Source organism: Pandoraea norimbergensis (genome assembly GCF_001465545.3).
Classification (GTDB): domain Bacteria; phylum Pseudomonadota; class Gammaproteobacteria; order Burkholderiales; family Burkholderiaceae; genus Pandoraea; species Pandoraea norimbergensis.
The window spans coordinates 2,223,967-2,242,392 of sequence record NZ_CP013480.3; the positions used below are offsets into that span (position 1 = coordinate 2,223,967).

Annotated in this window: 7 protein-coding genes; 1 reads left to right on the forward strand and 6 read right to left on the reverse strand. The window is 63.7% G+C overall.

Annotation, left to right across the window (positions count from 1 at the left end):
* The first annotated feature begins 66 nt into the window (after positions 1–66).
* Positions 67–12,234, forward strand: coding sequence for a filamentous haemagglutinin family protein (locus tag AT302_RS09870; protein WP_058378293.1), 12,168 nt, complete (start codon positions 67–69; stop codon positions 12,232–12,234).
* Positions 12,235–12,346: 112 nt separating this feature from the next.
* Here the strand turns inward: AT302_RS09870 and AT302_RS09875 are convergent, their stop codons facing one another.
* The 6 genes from AT302_RS09875 to AT302_RS09900 all read right to left on the reverse strand — a co-directional run bounded on the left by AT302_RS09875 (position 12,347) and on the right by AT302_RS09900 (position 18,291).
* The gene (locus AT302_RS09875; protein WP_157125751.1) at positions 12,347–13,522 is read right to left on the reverse strand and encodes a WD40 repeat domain-containing protein; all 1,176 of its coding nucleotides are present in this window, start codon (positions 13,520–13,522) and stop codon (positions 12,347–12,349) included.
* 214 nt (positions 13,523–13,736) lie between these two features.
* Positions 13,737–14,570: an amino acid ABC transporter ATP-binding protein gene (locus tag AT302_RS09880; RefSeq protein WP_322788733.1), complete on the reverse strand. Its 834-nt coding sequence runs from the start codon at positions 14,568–14,570 to the stop codon at positions 13,737–13,739.
* Positions 14,567–15,517, reverse strand: a complete 951-nt coding sequence (locus tag AT302_RS09885; protein WP_058378295.1) for an amino acid ABC transporter permease — start codon at positions 15,515–15,517, stop codon at positions 14,567–14,569. The genes AT302_RS09880 and AT302_RS09885 overlap by 4 nt, the downstream gene beginning before the upstream one ends.
* Positions 15,514–16,485: an ABC transporter substrate-binding protein gene (locus tag AT302_RS09890; RefSeq protein ID WP_237172178.1), complete on the reverse strand. Its 972-nt coding sequence runs from the start codon at positions 16,483–16,485 to the stop codon at positions 15,514–15,516. Before AT302_RS09890 ends, AT302_RS09885 begins: the two co-directional genes overlap by 4 nt.
* Positions 16,486–16,555: 70 nt before the next feature.
* Complete coding sequence (locus AT302_RS09895) at positions 16,556–17,344, reverse strand: deaminated glutathione amidase (protein WP_058378296.1); 789 nt, start codon at positions 17,342–17,344, stop codon at positions 16,556–16,558.
* Positions 17,345–17,379: 35 nt separating this feature from the next.
* Positions 17,380–18,291, reverse strand: a complete 912-nt coding sequence (locus AT302_RS09900) for a type 2 periplasmic-binding domain-containing protein (protein ID WP_058380226.1) — start codon at positions 18,289–18,291, stop codon at positions 17,380–17,382.
* Positions 18,292–18,426: the final 135 nt, after the last annotated feature.

Consider the following 18,426-nt stretch of genomic DNA (forward strand, 5'->3'; position numbering starts at 1 on the left):
CCTGCTTCTTCTGGCTCACAAGACCGTGATTCGCGACGTGCGCAACCGCGTCGCCGCCTTGGCCATGTGATCCTCAACCTACATCGCAAACCGCTGGTTCAGGCGGCGGCGCTCACGTTGCTGGCATCCTCGGCTGCGCACGCCCAGCAAGCGTTCAGCAACGCATGGTTTGCGGCACGCGGCGCCGCACAGGCGACGGCCACGCAGACAGGACGTCTGCCCAACGGTGCCCCGGTGAGCTCGCTCATGGACCCGTCGGCGCAGCAGCAACAGGCCAACGCGCAGTTGCAGACGTCGATTGCCAATCTGAGCACAGCAGCACAAAGCATCGCTGCAATGCAGGCCGCGCAGGCCACTGCGCGTGCAGCAGCAGCCAACACCAACGCTACGATTCCCGACGGTTTGTCGGAGGGCGGCCTCAAGGTCGACACCAACAGCCTGACCAAAGGCTGGCTCAACGCCAACGCGCCCACGCAGACGGTGTCGGGCGGCAAAGCCAGCGTCAATGTTCAGCAGACGGCCGACAAGGCGATCCTGAACTGGGAGACGTTCAACGTCGGGCGCAACACGTCGGTGAACTTCCAGCAGCAAAGCGACTGGGCGGTGCTCAACCGAGTAAACGATCCGCAGGCGCGTCCGAGCCAGATTCAGGGTCAGCTTCACGGTGACGGTACGGTGCTGATTCTGAACCGCAACGGCGTGATCTTCGGTGGCACAAGTCAAGTCGATACGCGCAACCTCGTAGTGGCGGCAACGCGCATGAGCGACGCGCAGTTTACGAGCGGCCTCTATGGAGCGAACGGCACGACGCCAAGCTTCACCGATGCACTGGGCAAGGTCGAAGTGCAAGCCGGGGCCACGATCACGACGCGCGCACCGACATCGGTCACGCAGGGTGGCGGGTATGTGCTGCTGCTGGGGAAGGAAGTCAGCAACGCGGGCACGATCATCACGCCGCAGGGGCAGGTGGCGATGGCCGCAGGCGACAGCTTCGTGATTCGCAAGGGCGTAGGCACCGACGCGAATACGGCATCGACGACACGCGGTAACGAAGTCTCGCCGCAGTTCGTCGCGCAGAGTACTGCGGGCAAGGTCGTGAACACAGGCTTGCTGATGGCGCCTGAGGGCGACGTGACGATGGCGGGCCGGGACGTGCAGCAACTGGGCGTGGCGGTCGCGACGACGACGGTGAACACGCGCGGCACGATCCACCTGCTGAACTCGGCGAGCGACACGCTGGGCAAGGTGACGATGGGCAGCGGGGCGCTCACATCGGTGCTCATCAGCGACAACGGTGCGACAGCGCTCGACAGCCAGCGTACCGCCATGATTCAGGACTCCGCCGCACAGGATTTGCTGCGCGGGGGCGCCTCGACGGGATTGTTCGACAACCTGTCGAAACTGTCTGACCGCCGCGATCAATCGCGTGTGGAGATCGTGAGTGGCGGCAACGTCGAATTTCAGGGAAATTCGCTGACGCTTGCCACGGGCGGTCAGATCGCCGTGAGCGCGACGAACCGCAGCTTTGTCGGCACGGGGGCACAACTCGATGTGTCGGGCGCGGTAGGCGTGTCGCTGTCGATGGACAGCAACAACGTCAAGGTGAACGTGCAAGGCAACGAACAACGCGACGCGCCGGGCAACCGCGACAACACCGCGCTGAACAACGCGAACGTGTACATCGACCGCCGCCGGTTGATCTACGTGCCGGCCTCGGTCGGTGGCTATGCCAACCAGCGCTGGTACACGGGCGGGGGCTTGCTCGAAGTCGGTGGCTATCTGTCGAACGTGGCGCACGGCGTCGGCGAATGGGCGGCGCAGGGCGGCACCGTGACGCTGGGCGGCAACGAGGTTGTGACGCAAACGGGCGCGTCGATCAACCTCTCGGGCGGCTCGCTGAATGTGCAAACGGGGTATCTGAACCAGTCGTGGCTCAAAGGCGTGGACGGTCAGATCTACAACGTGAATACGGCGCCCGCGAACATGATTTATACGGGCGTGTACACCGGGTTTAGCGTGGAACATCCGCGCTGGGGCACCGCGGCGACGGAGAGCTACGCGAGCCCGCTGATTGCGCCGCAACGCGTGCTGCAAAACGGCTACACCGTGGGGCGCGACGCGGGCCGTCTGACGATCTCTGCGCCCACGGCCGTGCTCGAAGGCAATGTGATCTCGAACGTGTACACGGGCCCGGTGCAGACGCAGGCGCGTCCGACTGGCCTCACCGACGGTTATTCGCTCAGTCAGTTTGCCGTGGCGCGCAGCGGCTCGTTCACGCTCGGCCAGTACGCCGGGGTGGGCCGCACCGATGCCTTCGCGAGCGATGTCGTAATCGGTGCCGTCGTCGACATCACGTCTGCCATGAAGGTGGGCGATGCACTCGACGCTGCGCGCAAGAATACGGTCTGGATCGACGCGGCACGCCTGAACGGTTATGGCCTCAGCGAGATCGATCTCGTGACGCGCGACGACATCGCTGTGAACGGCGATCTGCGTCTTGCGAATGGCGGCCGCTTGAGTCTGGTGGCGCCGCAAGTCGACATCAGCGGCAATGTCACCGTGCCGAGTGGCACCGTCAACATCTCGAACCTGTTCAATCAGGCGGGCAATCTGTATCCCGTCGCATTGATGCGCACGGACGATACGTCGAGCCTCACGCTGGCCTCCGGCGCGAAGATCGACACACGCGGGCTGTGGATCAACGGCACGACCGAGCCCGGCGCGATGTCAGGCGCGGCGTTCCTGAACGGCGGCAATGTGACGTTCGATGCGACGGGCGACGTGACGATTGCCGACGGCAGCGTGATCGACGTGTCGTCGGGCGGCGCGATTCTGGCGAACGGCAAAACGCGCGGCGGCACCGGCGGCAACGTGACGCTGATTGCAGGCGATTCGGCGAGCAATCACCCCATCACCGTGGGCGCGCTCGATCTGAACGGCCAGATTGTGGCGTATGGCGTGAATGGCGGCGGCAAGCTCACCATCTCCACGCCGGACGGCATCTTGATCGGCAACAACGCGAGCCTGTCGGGCGGCACGCTGGCGGCGGGCACGTCGGCTAATGTCTCGGTGAAGCTCGCGCAGCCGTACACCGTCCCCGCCGGCACACCGCTGCCGTTCTCGACGATCGACATGCACCTCAGGCTCGTGTTCGACGTGCCCACGCCGGCCCCCATCGATGTGGACAGTGGCTTCACCGGCGTGATTACCGGTGCCGCCTGGGTCGTGCCCGCCGGTGTCACGCTCATGACGCGGCGTCCACCCGGACAGTTCGGATACGACTATTGGTCCACGGGTCAGACCGTGCCTGCCGGCAAAGATGTGTTCGGCTTCAACGGAACGATTCCCACCGGCACGGTGATTCCGTCGAATGTCTTCACGTCGCCCTTGCCGGTATTGCCGTACAAGGTGGTCTACACGGCAGGCACCGTCAGCAATGTGGCGGTGACGTATCCGGCCGGTGCCATCGTGCCCGCAGGAACGGTTTTCGCTCAAGACGTTGCCGTGTTGCCGGTGCCGGTATTCAACGCGGGTGGATCGACCGGCGGCGCGACGTTCTTCAACGCGGGCTTTGCCAGCTACGACATCAACGGCGGTCAGGGCGTGCGTGTGGACAACGGCGTGACGCTCGCGCCGACCATGCCCGTCTATCGCTTCAATGCGGCCAGCGTGAGTGCACGCACCGGCAGCGATCCGTCCAAGGTGATGGACGTGGTGTTGCCGCCGCTCTTCGCCGAGAACGCGCAGACCGACACGCTGACGCAACGCGGTGGGGCGAGCCTCGCACTTCGCTCGCTCGGGCGCGACTATCAGGGCAATCCGACCGGCTCGGAAGTCGCGATCTCGAAGGGCGCGTCGGTCGTCGTAGATCCGGGGCAGAGCATCACGCTTGATTCGTTCAGCAAGATCACGGTTGACGGCAGTCTGGTGGCTCACGGCGGCAAGATCGCCCTCACGAGCGAAGCCGACAACGTGCTGCCCTCGGCGCGCAACTTCGACAACTCGGGCAACAACCTCGGCTGGGCGATCTGGCTTGGACCGACGGCGAGCCTTGACGTCTCGGGCCTCGGCTACACCGCGACCGACGCCTCGGGCCGCACTTACGGCACGGTACTCGATGGCGGCAGCATCGCGCTCAACGGCGGCCCGTCGTTCGTGATCGTGCGCCCGGGAGCCGAGTTGAACGCCGACGGCACCAGCGCCGTGGTCGATACGGCGACCGTATCCGGTCAACCGTCGAATGCAGCGGGCAGCATGATGCGCGTCTCCAACGGCGGGGCGATCTCGCTCGCCTCGACCAGCGGGCTGCTGGTCGACGGCAACTTGCATGCGAAGTCCGGCGGTGCGGGGGCGTCCGGCGGCGATCTGTCGCTCTCGCTGCTCACGCCAACATTCCAGGACAGAGCGAATGCGATTCCCGACAGTGCGCTGGTGGCGAGCCAATTCACGGTGACGCAGGCGCGCAGCACGCCTGTCGTCCTCGCCGGTCCGCAATCGTTGGCGGCACTCCCGTTCGGCTATGCCACGGTGAGCGCCGATCAGATCAAGGACGGCGGTTTCAGTTCCGCGTCGCTGCTCACCACCGACTACCTGATCTTCAAAGGGGACGTGACGCTCTCGCTCGACAAGAGCGTGAAGCTCATGGCAAATGCCATCACGTCGTCCGCGCCGTTCGCGGGCACGCAGCCAGCCACCAGCAACAATGTGCGCATCGCCGCGCCTTATGTGAGCCTCTCGGGCACACCGGCGATCTATCAGGACGGTTACCGCACCGGCTCCATCGGCAACCCCGATACGACGAACGTGCCGACCACGGCGACGTTCGAGGTCGATGCCAATCTCATCGATTTTCAGGGGCCGATATCGTTCTCGGCCAATACCCGGTATCTGGATGCGTCGTATCAGTGGGTATCGACGCCCGCCGCAGGCTTTCGGACGGCGCGTTTCGTCAGTCAGGGCGATATCCGGTTCCTGCCGACGCCGTCGCTGGACTCGGGCACTTCGCTGATCACGTCGTGGGACTTCGATTTCGAAGCTGCGCAGGTGTATCCGGGGACCGGGGCCGTCGCGAGTATCACGGCGGCCAACAGCAACCCGAACTACAACGGTACGATCCGGTTTGGACGCACGACCGACACCCTGCCGGATCAGCCGATGTCCGTGTTCGGCACGCTGATGATGACCGCGCCGACCATCGAACAAGGCGGCGTCCTGCGCGCCCCGTTCGGCAAAATCTTTATCGGCCAACTCATGGCGTCGGGGCGCGGGGGAGCGATTCTCCCTCAGCAAATCGATTTTCTGCCGGGCAGTGTGACGTCGGTCTCAACCGACGGTCTGACCATGCCCTACGGCGGCACGTTCGACGGTGTGACCTACAACTACAACGGTGCAGCCCTCAACGCCGCGTCGACGGTAGTGGCCGGGGGCTTCACATTCGGGGGCTACGGCATCGGGTCCGGCATTCGCATCCGGGGCAGTTCGATCAACGTCGACAGCGGCGCCGTGCTGGACCTGTCTGGCGGGGGCTCGCTCACCGGCGCGGGCTTCGTCTCCGGGCGCGGCGGTTCGGTCAACGTGCTGAACACGCCGCTTGTCAACGCCAACCCGACCATGACGCTCAGCAAGGCGGGCGACAAGGTCTATGCCATCGTGCCTGGCTACACGTCGGCGTATGCGCCGGTTTCGCCGGAGAACGGGGCGGGCGATCCGGCCATCGGGCAACGCATCACCATCGGCGACGGCGTACCGGGCCTGCCCGCAGGCACGTACACGTTACTGCCGTCGAACTATGCGCTGCTGCCGGGGGCTTACCGGGTCGAGATCGGCGGCACGGGGCAGAATCTTCCGACGAGCGCGACGGCGGCGGGCAACGGCACCTATCTGGTCGCCGGCTATACCGGCATCGCCAACACGTCGGTGCGCAGTCAGTTGCCGTCGACGTTGCTGGTGACGCCCGGCACGGCAGTGCGCAAGTATTCGCAATTCAACGAGCAGAGTTACAGCGATTTCTTGACGAGTCAGGCGGCGCAGTTTGGCGGATTGGCGCCGATGCTGCCGCGCGACGGCAAGGCACTCGACGTTGTGCTCACGACGCCCGCGACGATACCGACGGGGTCGGTCTTCACCTTCGACGGCACGGCACGATTCGATGCTGCACCGGGGGGGATCGCCGGGCAGGCGGCGGTGGAGCAGGTCGGTGAAATCACCACGGGCACGCGCACAGCGGGGTTTGCTGGCGTGTCGGTGGCCGCCGGTGACCTGAGCGCCATGGGGGCCCCGCGTCTGAGTATCAATGGCTATCCGGCATTCCTGTCCAACACCGGGTACTTCTTCTTCGCGAGCACTGGCGGCGCGCCTGCGGATCTCTACGTTCGCGACGGCGTCAACCTCTCGGCCGCCGAGATCTTTCTCGTCGGCAACAACGTGCGCGTGGGCAACAATGTGACGTTAAGCACCATCGGCAAGGGCACGGCGCCGTTCGACACGGCATCGACAGGGGCGCCGTACACGTCCAGCTATACGGTGCTCGGTCTGTCTAACGGCGACGTCGAGTTCTCTGGCTCACAGAGCAGCACTGGCACCATCAGCATTGGCAGCGGCTCGGGCTTGTTCGCGCAGGGCACGCTGGCCTTCTCGACCAATGGTGCGTCGACGCTCGATCCGAGCGCACGTTTTGGCGCACGCAATATCCTGTTGGCTGTGGGATCGTTAAACGTCGGCGACGCCGCGCAAGTGGCAGCCGCCGGGAATCCGGCGGGCGTGCTGTTCAATCAGGCGATGCTCACAACGCTGTTGCAAGGCGACCCGTCAAGCGGTGCGCCCGCGTTGCAAAAGCTCACATTGGGGGCGGCAGGTGCGATCAATGTGTTCGGCAGCAGCGAACTCGATGCCCGTGGTTCGGGCGTCAATCTGGTGCTGAAGGCCCCGGCCATCTATGGCTATGGGACGTCGGGCGATCACGCGACGATCGCTGCCGACCAGATCACATGGAACGGTGTGTCCGGCACGAGCGCACCTGTCATTGCTGCGGGTGGCCCGGGCACGGGAACGGGCAGCCTGAGTCTGGTGGCCAAAGAGATCGATCTCGGCACATACGTGTCCACCGACGCGACGAACGTGACGCGCACGATCTATGGTTTCAATAACGTCGACCTGACGGCGAGCGACCGGATCGTGTCTGCCGGGAATAGCGCGCTCTTCGTTTATCAGGCCCCGAGCACGCAGAGCGGCGATGTTTTCGGACAGAGCGGCACGGGCGGCAATCTCACCCTCGTCACACCGCTCGTGACCGGCTCGCCGAAGTCGATCATGCGCTATGCGACTGCCGGGGCGTTGAACATCGTCGCGCCGCAAGGGAGCGCACCGAGCGCCGCGACGTCCACCATTGCCGGTGCGGAAATCGACCTTACCGGTGACAGTGTTCGCATTGGCAGTACCGTATTGCTCCCGAGCGGCAAGCTCGTCGTGGATGCCACACACGACATCGTGCTCGACGGCAATAGCCGCATCGATCTGAGCGGGCAGCCGGTGCAGATTCAGAACGCCACCGTCTACGGTTTCGGCGGTACGGCGATCTTCTCCAGCGCACAGGGCAGCCTCTCGCAGGCGGCGGGCGGCACGCTCGATGTGTCGGCGCAAAACGCCAACGCGGGCGAAGTGACGATGAACGCCAGTCAGGGAACGTTGACGCTCGACGGCACACTGCGGGGCAGCGCGAACCCGGGATTCCTCAGTGGGGATTTCAATGCGTCCGCAGGCACGTTCGCGGACTTCGCCGGGTTGAATGCCTCGCTCAATCGGGGCGGCTACTTCGACGGCCGCAGCTTCGTCCAGAAGCAGGGCGATCTCGTGGTGGGCGACGGGGTGAGGGCGCACAACGTCGGCATCTCGGTGGACGCCGGCAGCCTGACGGTGAACGGCACGATCGACGCGTCGGGCACCTCGCCGGGCACGATCCGCCTGTCGGCGGGCAACGGACTCACGTTGGGCGGCAGCGCCGTGCTCGACGCACACGGCAAGACGTTGCAGGTCGACAGCTACGGTGCGCCCATCGAGGCGAAGAACCGGGGCCATATCGAGCTGAGCGCCGCTGGCGGCACCCTGACGCTCTCGCCGGGCGCCACGCTCGACCTAAGCACGCCGGATGGCCGCTCGTACGGGGACATCGTCCTCAACGCCATGCGCACGGGCGAGACGTCGGGCGATATCGCGATCAACGCGCCGGGCCCGTTCACGATTCGCGGTGCGCAGAGCATCGCGCTCAACGGTGTCTGGACGTACAACCTGTCGGGCGGCAGCACCATTTCGCAGAGCACGCTCGACACTTACGACGCCGCCAGCCAGACGTTCATGAACGCGGCCGCGGGCAATGGTGCCCTCGCAGCACGCACGGCGGGTCTGTCGGCTTATGGCAGCGCCTACCACCTGCGCCCGGGCGTGCAGATCGCTTCCGTGGGCGATCTCTCGACCATCGGCGACATCGATCTGTCGAAGTACCGCTATGGACCGGGCGCAGACCGGGATCCGAATTCGCCGACTTACGGCGCGGGTGAACCGATGGCGCTGGTTGTGCGCGCGGGCGGCAACCTGACGGTCAAGGGCAGTATCTCCGATGGGTTCCGCGCGTCGAGCGGCGCACCGGCCACCTATTCGCTGATCGACGTGACGACGGCAAACGGGTTTGCGAAACAGACGGGCAGCGACGGCAGCCATGCGTTCACGTACTGGTTCAACGAGACGAGCGACGTCTATTTCGCCACGGCATGGACCGTGCCCAATACCGCCTTTTACAACTGGTGGACGCAGAACTGGTGGGGGCCGTATGTCGACAGCAACGGCGTGTCGTACAACCCGGGCGATACCATTCCGGCAGGCACGACGATCAGCGCGCAGAACAGCTACGGTTTTGGGTTCGACGCGAGCAACCTGCCGCAGCTCTATGCAATGAGCAGTCCGGCCGTCGCGCCCAGCCCGGCGACGTCGTCGCAGGCGACCATGCTCGCCGCGGGCTCGCGCTCGGCGTCGATCCGGCTGGTGGGCGGTGCCGACCTCACGTCGGCCGACCAACGCGCACGCCAGAGCACTCGGGCGCTGGCCGGACAGGGTAACGTCACGCTGAGCGATCCGGCGTACAACAGTTCTCTCGCTGGCAAGTACTTCAGCGTGCTGCGTACCGGCACGGGCACACTCGATATTCTCGCGGGCGGCAGCTTCAGCGAAACCACTCCGTATGGCGTCTACACGGCGGGCACCACCTCCGCGCCGGTACTCGCCGCCGACGGCTCGAATCCGTACGACCTGCCGGGCGCGGCGAGCGGCGGGGGGCTTCATGTCTGGTATCCGGAGCACGGCGGCGACGTGCTGATCGCTGCACAGCAGGACATCACCGGCAACATCCAGATTGCCGACAACAGTCAGCGATACGACGACAGCAACTACACGGCGAACTGGCTGTGGCGTCAGGGCGGCAGCGGGGCGACCAGCGATCTGGGCGCATGGGGCATCAATTTCGGTTCGATGGCGGTCATGAGTCAGTGGGACCGCGTGCCGAGACTTGTCGGCTTTCAGGGGATTGGCACGCTCGGCGGCGGCAATCTGAGCGTGATCGCAGGCCGCAACGCCGGGGTGATGTCGTCGAACAGCGCGACGATTTCGCCCGGGCTCGATCTGGCGGTGGCATCGACCGGCCGTGTGCTCGCCGACGGCACCCTCGTGCAGACGGGGGGCGGCGATCTGACGGTGAAGGTCGGCGGCATGCTCAACGGACGCCCGTCCACGGGACGTTCCGACGCGGTGTCGGACTATTTCGGCTCGATCACCGATCTGCGCGGGAACACGACGATCGATGCGGGTTCTGTCGGCGCAACCGCGCCGTTTGGCAACGGCAGCTACTGGAAGAGTTTCGATCCGCGTGCGATGGACGTGAGCGTCATCAAGGGTGTCACGCAGACGCGTGGGCCGACGATCATTCCGGGGGACGGCACCGTCAGCGTGACCACGCGCGGCGATCTCGTGATCGGTGGTGTAGGCGATGCGGGCATGTCGACAAATCCGGTCATCGACGGTGCCTACTTCACGAACAGCACAGGGGCGATCGGCAAGGGCGGTGCCACGCAATTCACGCTCTGGACACCGACATCGGGCATTCGCTTGTTCACCGCAGGTGGCGACGTGATGCCGCTTCAGGGTGACCAGCAGGGCAATGCCACGACGAACAGCGCCTCAGGCTACTTCCCGGGCAGCCTGAGCGTGGTGGCCGCCAATGGCGACGTGCGGTTCGCGACGCCGATGGGTCCCTCGGATCCGAACAGCAACATCGAATTGATTGCGTCACCCGTCGGCCAGTTGCAGATTCTGGCCGCGGGATCGATCTACGGACAAGGGGCGACGGTTTCGCTGTCGGGGGCCGACATGGGTAGCCTTGCTACGCCGCAGCGTCCGTACTTCCAGACCATCAGCGGTGGCACCTCCAATGCGTCGGCAGATGCGCAGATTCGCCTGATCGCGAACAGCCCGTATGCCTTTGGCGAGGACAACGTCTCTACGCTGCTTCACGCGAATGACCCGCTGCCCGCGCTGGTCTTCGCGGGCAAGGATATCGACGATCTGAGCATCGGCCAGACGCTCAAGCCAATGGTCGATAGCGTTCGCCAATTCTTCCCGTCGCACAGCGTTTGGTACGTGGCGGGCAAGCCTTTCCAGGTGATCGCCGGGCGCGATATCGTCGGCGTCGGCACGGTGCCCGATGCGTTCTTGAATTTGTCGGATACCGACATCACGTTGATGCAGGCCGGGCGCGACATCATCTATCAATCGGCCAATATCGTCGGCCCGGGCCTGATGCAGATGCAGGCGGGACGCAATCTGTATCAGGGCTACTACGGCGCGCTCTCCAGTGTCGGCGATGTGGTGCATCCGTCGAATACGAGCGGCGGCGCTGACATTTCGGTGATTGCCGGTGTCGGCCCGAACGGCCCGGATTACGCGAGCTTCGGCAAGCTGTATTTCGACCCGGCCAACCGGTTGACGAGCGGCACGGTGTTGGCTGGCAGCGGCAAGGTGGTGCATGCCTACGGCGACGAACTCACGCAATGGCTCAAGACTCGTTTCGGCTACACCGGCACGTCGGCCGATGCGCTGGGCTACTTCCTCGCATTGCCGAAGACGCAGCAAGGCGTGTTCGTGCGTGAGGTGTACTTCACCGAGTTGTTGCTGGGCGGTCGCGAGTACAACGACCCGGCCAGCCCGCGCTACGGCAGCTATCTGCGTGGGCGAGACGCCATCGCCACGCTGTTCCCGGCGACGGACGCGCAAGGCAATGCGGTGAACTACAACGGCGCGATTACGATGTTCAGCAGCATCACCGGCATGAACAACGTGAACGGCGTGAACATTCCGGTGACGACTGACGCCGGGGTGCGCACGAACTTCGGCGGCAACATCCAGATGCTGAATCCGGGCGGCCGCACGCTGGTCGGCGTGGAGGGTGTCACGCCGGGAGCGAGCGCGGGCATCGTCACGCAGGGCGAGGGCGACATTCAGCTCTACAGCCGCGATAGCATTCTGCTCGGCCTGTCGCGCATCATGACGACCTTCGGCGGCAGCATTCAGGCGTGGTCGGCCACGGGCGACATCAACGCGGGGCGTGGGGCGAAGACCACCGTGCTCTACACACCGCCCAAGCGCGTGTACGACAACGTGGGCGACGTAACGCTCTCACCGTCGGTGCCGTCGAGCGGCGCGGGTATCGCCACGTTGGCACCGTTGCCGGAAGTGCCGCCGGGCGATATCGATCTCGTCGCGCCGCTGGGCACGATCGATGCGGGCGAGGCGGGGATTCGCGTGTCGGGGAATGTGAACTTCGCCGCGCTTCAGGTGGTGAACGCCGCGAACGTGCAGGTGCAGGGGAAGTCCACTGGCCTGCCCACCATTGCAGCGGTCAATGTGGGGGCGCTGACCAATGCGAGCGCGACGGCTGCGCAGGCTGCCACTGCGGCACAGGATGCGATGGCACGTGAGCGGGCGGCACAGCGTCAGAACACGCCGTCGATCTTCACCATCCGCATGCTGGGCGGCACCGACACGAATGCACCGGCAGCCGACGCAAAGGGGACTGCACTCCCGCCGCAGGCACGGGCTTACGATGCGTCGAGCGCTTTTCAGTTGGTTGGTAATGGGGTACTGACCGAGGCGCAGAAGATGGAGCTGACGCGCGAGGAAAAGTCACACCTTTGAAGCAGGTGACTTTTCACTGAGAGGTAACGGGGTGGTGTCCGTGTGCCGTCTGCTTGTGGGACGGTGCACGGGCGGTTTTGTCTTACGCGCGGGCTGCACAACCATCACGTGATCACTCGAAATCGATGATGCGGATGTCGCTTCCGATGGCATACAGCAGATGCTTCTCGTCCGGACTTAGCGCACACATCGACGGCCCGCGACTGCTGCCGGGCGTTTCGATCGAGTAGCGTGCCGTGTGGCTCTTGATGTCCCAGATCGTGATGGTGCGTGAGGACACCACATCGGCCTGACAGGAAATTAACGTGTTGCCGCTCGCACTTGGCAACAATGAGACGACCCTCCCAGAAACCGGCGAGAATGTCTGCACGACGCTTCCGTCCGCAAGCGAATACATGCGAATCGGATCGGCATTGACGGTGTGGACCCATTGTCCCGAACTCGTATCCAGATCGTCGCTGATTCCGCCGGTGTTAGTGCCGGTAAACGCGAACCGATCTGAACCACTTATCGCAAGCGCCGTCGGCCGCATGATATGAATGTCGCGTGCGATGTCCTGTTGTTCATCCGTTCTTAAGTTCACCTTGCGGAGCAGCGTTCTCGTTGCCAGTGCACCGACCATCTTCATGCCACGGCTATCGAGGCGCTTATCACTGCCAGCGAAATATAAGCTCTTTCCGTCAGACGAGAACACGATGGCAGCTGAAATTCCTACACCCCTAAGGTCGACTTCCCGAGGCGATCTGTTGGCCGTGGTGGTGTCGTGTACCAGTAAGCGTGCCGGTGTGTGGATTTGCGAGTTGCCCATTGGCGGATAGTCGACAGCCAGTGCCTTCCCGTCGCGGCTGAGGGCAAATCGTCTAACGGGAACGTACTTGCCATTACCCAGCGCTATGCCACCAAATACGCGGAGTTCCTGCCCGTCGCCGATTCGAAATTCGTGAATCTGGGCAACGCCCACGTACAGACGATCCCCCTCTGGTGCATAGGTCAGACCGCCCTCGATTGTGGCCCAAGGCAGAGGCATTTGCCGGACAAGTCGAGCATCACTCGTTTCATGAAGGCAGACACGTGGCTGGCTGCCCAGCAGGGCAAAATTGCGACTGTCCGGCGACCAGGCAACACGTGTCGCGCTGCACGGTGAGCTCACCGTTCGCATTCGAGAAAAAACGAGTTCCGTCGCACCCGGTATTGCGTTGGTACTGGGAGGATCGGGTTGTCCAATAACGCTCGACGATGCGGCAATGCCTACTGCGAATGCGATAACGCGACGCGTTCGGCTGCGCATGCGACACCTCCGTATGTGGCGACAACTGGCGAGGAAAGCAGCTGGGCGCGCACTTAGTGTGGGGCGAATTGTCGTCGGACCACTTCAGTGCGAAAGGCCGGAAATTTTATTTCTAGTTTTTCAACGGTGAAATTTATAGCGCTAACAAAAACTGCGGGAGGGAGTTTTTATTTCAAACGATCGTATAGATCCATCCGCAGATTGATTCCAAGACTCACCGCCCCGACGCCCCCGCCATCGCATCTCGCGTAAAGCGCCCCAGAAAGGCTTGCGTGCGCGGATGTTGCGGGGCCCCCAGCACATCTTCCGGCTTCCCTTGCTCGACCACGCGGCCACCATCCATAAACACGACGCGGTCGGCGGCGTCGCGCGCGAAGCCGATCTCGTGCGTGACCACGATCATCGTCTGGCCTTGCTCGGCCAATGTGCGCATCGTGTTCAACACTTCCCCCACGCGTTCCGGATCGAGTGCCGACGTTGGCTCGTCGAACAGGATCAGTGCCGGGCGAATGGCCAACGCGCGTGCGATCGCCACCCGCTGTTGCTGTCCGCCCGATAACTGGCGCGGATAAGCATCGGCCTTTTCGCTCAAACCCACTTGGTTCAGCAACTCCCGCGCATGTGCCTGTGCCTGCGCGGCAGACTCGCCGTGCACGCCGATCGGTGCTTCGGTGATGTTCTGCAACACGGTCATGTGCGGGTACAGGTTGAAGCTCTGGAACACCATGCCGATGTTTCGGCGCTGTTGTGAGATGCCCCGCTGCGTCAACTTGCGAAGACGCTGGCCTTCGAGCGAAAAGCCGATCTGCTCGTCGCCGACCATGATCACGCCCTGATCGATGGTTTCAAGATGATTGATACACCGCAGCAGTGTCGACTTCCCCGAGCCGGAAGGGCCGAGCAACACGACCGTCTCGCCACGTGCCACATCGATATCGATGCCTTTGAGCACTTCGTTGTCGCCAAAGCGCTTATGCAGATCGCGGATGGTCACCAACGGGGCGCCCATTGCTGTGCTCGAATTGGCTTGCATCATGGCTTCGCTCATCGGTTTTCTCCTTGTGCTTCGATGGCGTCCGCAGTAAATGGCACCGGCTTGCGGCGCGCAACTTTGCTGACGACGCCGACCTTTGCCTTCGCGCCCATGTCGCCAAAACCGCGCGAGAAGCGCTGTTCCAGCACGCGCTGCCCCAGATTCAGCACCGATGTGATCAGCAAGTACCAGAGCACCGCAACGATCAGCAGCGGTACAACTTCGAAGGTGCGGTTGTAGATGGTCTGCGCGGAGTACAGCAGATCGCTCATGGCGATGACGCTCACCAGCGACGTTGCCTTGATCATGCTGATGAGTTGATTGCCGGCAGGCGGGATGATCGAGCGCATCGCTTGCGGAATCACGATTCTGCGCAGCGCCCGCAGGCGGCTCATGCCGAACGCTTGCGCCGTCTCCATCTGCTTCGGGTCGACCGACGACAGACCCGCGCGAATGATTTCCGCCATGTAGGCCGCCTCGTTCAAGGCAAGACCCGCAATGGCCGCCGTCAACGGCGTGATCAGATCATTCGTGTTCCATGAATGACCGACCGATTCCCACGGCAGCGTGTAGCCGACCTTCGGGAACAACGTGGACATGTTGTACCAAAAGATCAACTGCACCAGCAGCGGTGTGCCTCGGAAAAACCAGATGTACAGCGACGAGATACTGCGGGCGAGCGCGTTGTCGGAAATTCGCGCAATCGCCAGCACCAGACCGATGATGCTGCCTAACACCATCGACACGACGGTCAGCGATAACGTGGTCTCCAGCCCGTGCAGGATGGAGGTCTCGTTGAGGTAGTGCCTCACCACTTCCCACTGGAAATTGGGGTTCTGCAATACCGCCCACAGCACCTTGGCGGCAACAGCAATCGCAATCAGCCACGAGAGCGCCTTTGCCCATGGAAAACGGGCGCGCGCATGACGGACGTCGCGCAAGGTCCAGTCGACGGATTTCATTTGGCCCCCGGTTTGTCTGTGGGCTTGCCGCCCGCGGCGGCGAGCTTGCCCGGAAGGTTCAGGCCGGCCTGCTTGATCATGTTGCCGCTCAACCCCCATTTCTGCATGATCTGCGCGTACGTGCCGTTGTCGATCAGCTTCTGGATGGCGTCCACGAGCAACGGGCCGAGCGGCGAGTCCTTCTGTACGACAGCTCCCTGAAACAGATCGTGGAAGCCGTTGGCCTGACCCACACCGCTCAGTTCCAGTTGGCCCTTCGACTGCTGCACGAAGTAGGTCAGCGGCGCTTGCGACGAGAAGAAGGCGTCAGCGCGGTTCGAGCGCACGGCGAGAATCGACGTCGGCTGATCCGTGTACGACAGAATGTTGATGGCCGGTTTGCCCTGCGAGACACACAGTTTGGTCTGGTTCTGCATCACTTTTTCGGCCGAACCGGCGGCCATGACGGCAATGCGTTTGCCGCAGGTGCTCTCGAGCGTGCTGATCTTCTCCGGGTTGCCCTTCGGCACGCCGAACACCACGAACTCCTGCACCCAGTCGACAAAGTCGTTGACCTTCTCGCGATCCGGGAAGTCGCCGATCGGGCCGATCGCCAGTTGATACCGGCCCGTTTTCAGACCGCTCAACACGGCGGACAGTCCGCTGACCGCCTCGTGCCGCACCTGCACGCCGAACAACTGCCCGAGCGCCAGTACGAGATCGCCGCTGGCGCCGTCAAGCTCGTGCGCCGACTTCACCACCGAGTACGGCGGGAACGATCCCTCGTTGACCGACGTCATGAAACCCGCCGTCACGATGCCCTGCGGCAAGCGGGCGCGCAACGCCGGATCGACCTTCTGCACCGGAATGGCCACCTCGGCGGCCATCGAAGTCAACGGCACCGTCGCGGCAACCGCCAGCACTGCGCTGCCGAGCATTGCGCCGCAAGTCACCCGGCGGACGAACTGGTTCAAACGAATCACGTGCATCACGATATGTTTCCCTGAAGTGCCGAACGGAGCGTGGAACGTCGGGGGCCGGGCTGCCGGCCGGGCGACCTTACAGTTGCGGTGCCGCGAAGCGACGGTTTTCATTACACGGCAGCACGCGACGGGCTTCGGCGATACGCGCCGGATCGATGTCGGCGAACAGCAGCGTCGGCGCTTCGCCGGCACGGGCGATAGCCACGCCGAGCGGATCCACCACCATGCTGGCACCGATGTTGCGCGCGCCACATTCACCGGCCGCCACCATGTAGCAGGTGTTCTCCAGCGCGCGCGCCGTGCACAGCACCTCCCAGTGGGCCTCCTTCATTGGTCCTTTGACCCACGCTGCGGGCAACACGAGCACGTCGGCGCCGTCGAGCGTGAGGCGTCGCGCCAGTTCAGGGAAACGCACGTCGTAACACGTCATCAAGCCCACCTTCAAGCCACACACGTCGACCAGCGGCGGCACCTCATTGCCGGGAATCACGTTGGTCGATTCCTTCATCGAAAACGCGTCGTACAGGTGGATCTTTTTGTACTCGGCGATGATCTCGCCATTGCGCAGCGCGATCAGGATGTTCCACACCTTGCCGTCATTGCTCGCCGGCACGTGCACCGTCATCATCGTCGTCATCTTGTTACCGCGGCTCGCTTCACGCAGTGCGGTGACAAACGGACCATCCAGCGGCTGCGCAGCGCGGCGTACCAGATCGGGATCGGCGATGTCGCGCGCCAGTATCCCTTCGGGGAGTACCAGCAGGTCTGCACCGGCGGCATGCGCCTGCGCCATCAGTTGCAGACAGGTCTGCGCGTTGGTGACGGCGTCGGCGGCGACGGCAAATTGTCCAATGGCTGCTTTCATCAGCGTCTCTCGATAGTCGGTTTCGGGGGCAGGGCTTACGCCCACGCTTGGGGGAAGAGGGCTTCGGCGCCGACGCGGCGCTCGATCAACTTCTGGTCGAGCATTTCGCTCACGAAGTCGTCGATCATCTTGCGGTTCGCCGCGAGACCGTTACGGTTCCATTGCGCCGGCAGGTCCAGCGTCGTGCGACGGATCTCGTCGAGAATCCACGGCGTCGTGTCCGCGTACTTCATCCGCTTTTCCATCCAGATACGCGAGGACTCGTCGAGCAACTCGCTCAATGCCTGCGCCAGCCACGGGTGCTCGGCAAGTATCGCGGGCTTGAAGCCAAGCACGTGGATGCCCGGCACGTAGCCAACCTCGTTGAAGTACGCCTGTTCGGCGGCGCGAAAGTCAGGCAGAAAGAAGCGCAGCGGCGAATCGGCGTCAAAGAAGTTGGGCGGCATGAACGGCGTGAACACGGCATCGAGTTCGCCGGTTTGCAGGAGTTCGTCGAGCGGGCGCTCGCCGGGGGCGGCCTCGATCAGACCGGGGCGCACATGCCGCCCGAGTCGATCGACAATCGGATGCGCTTGCGTCAACCGGCCCGCATACCACTTCGCATCTTCGATGCCCACGCCTTCGCGACGCAGCAGCGTGCGCGTCCACGTGTTGCCCGAGTCCTGCCAGCCGGTGACACCGATCTTCTTGCCCGCCAACTGTGAGAACGCGTTCAACGGGCTGTGCTTCGCCGTGATGACGCAGCGCTGGCGGAACCCCCGCATCAGAAAGTGCGGCACGCACACCAGGCTGTGATCGCCCATCGACACTGCCTGCGCGTAACGGCTGAACGACACCTCGCCGGCATCGTATTCGGCACATGTCGCAAGGTCGTTGGGCAACGTGCCCACGCGGTGCAGTTCCAGCTCGAACCCTTCGGGCTTCAAGTCGCCAAGTGCGAGGGGCATGTAGTAGTCCCAGTCCCGCACGGCCAATCTGATTTTTACCGTCACTTCGCTCTCACTCCACTGACGCTTCGAACCGGCAATCACGATGGTCCATGCGTTTGCATACCTCGCTCGATCACCGACAACACGGCCAGC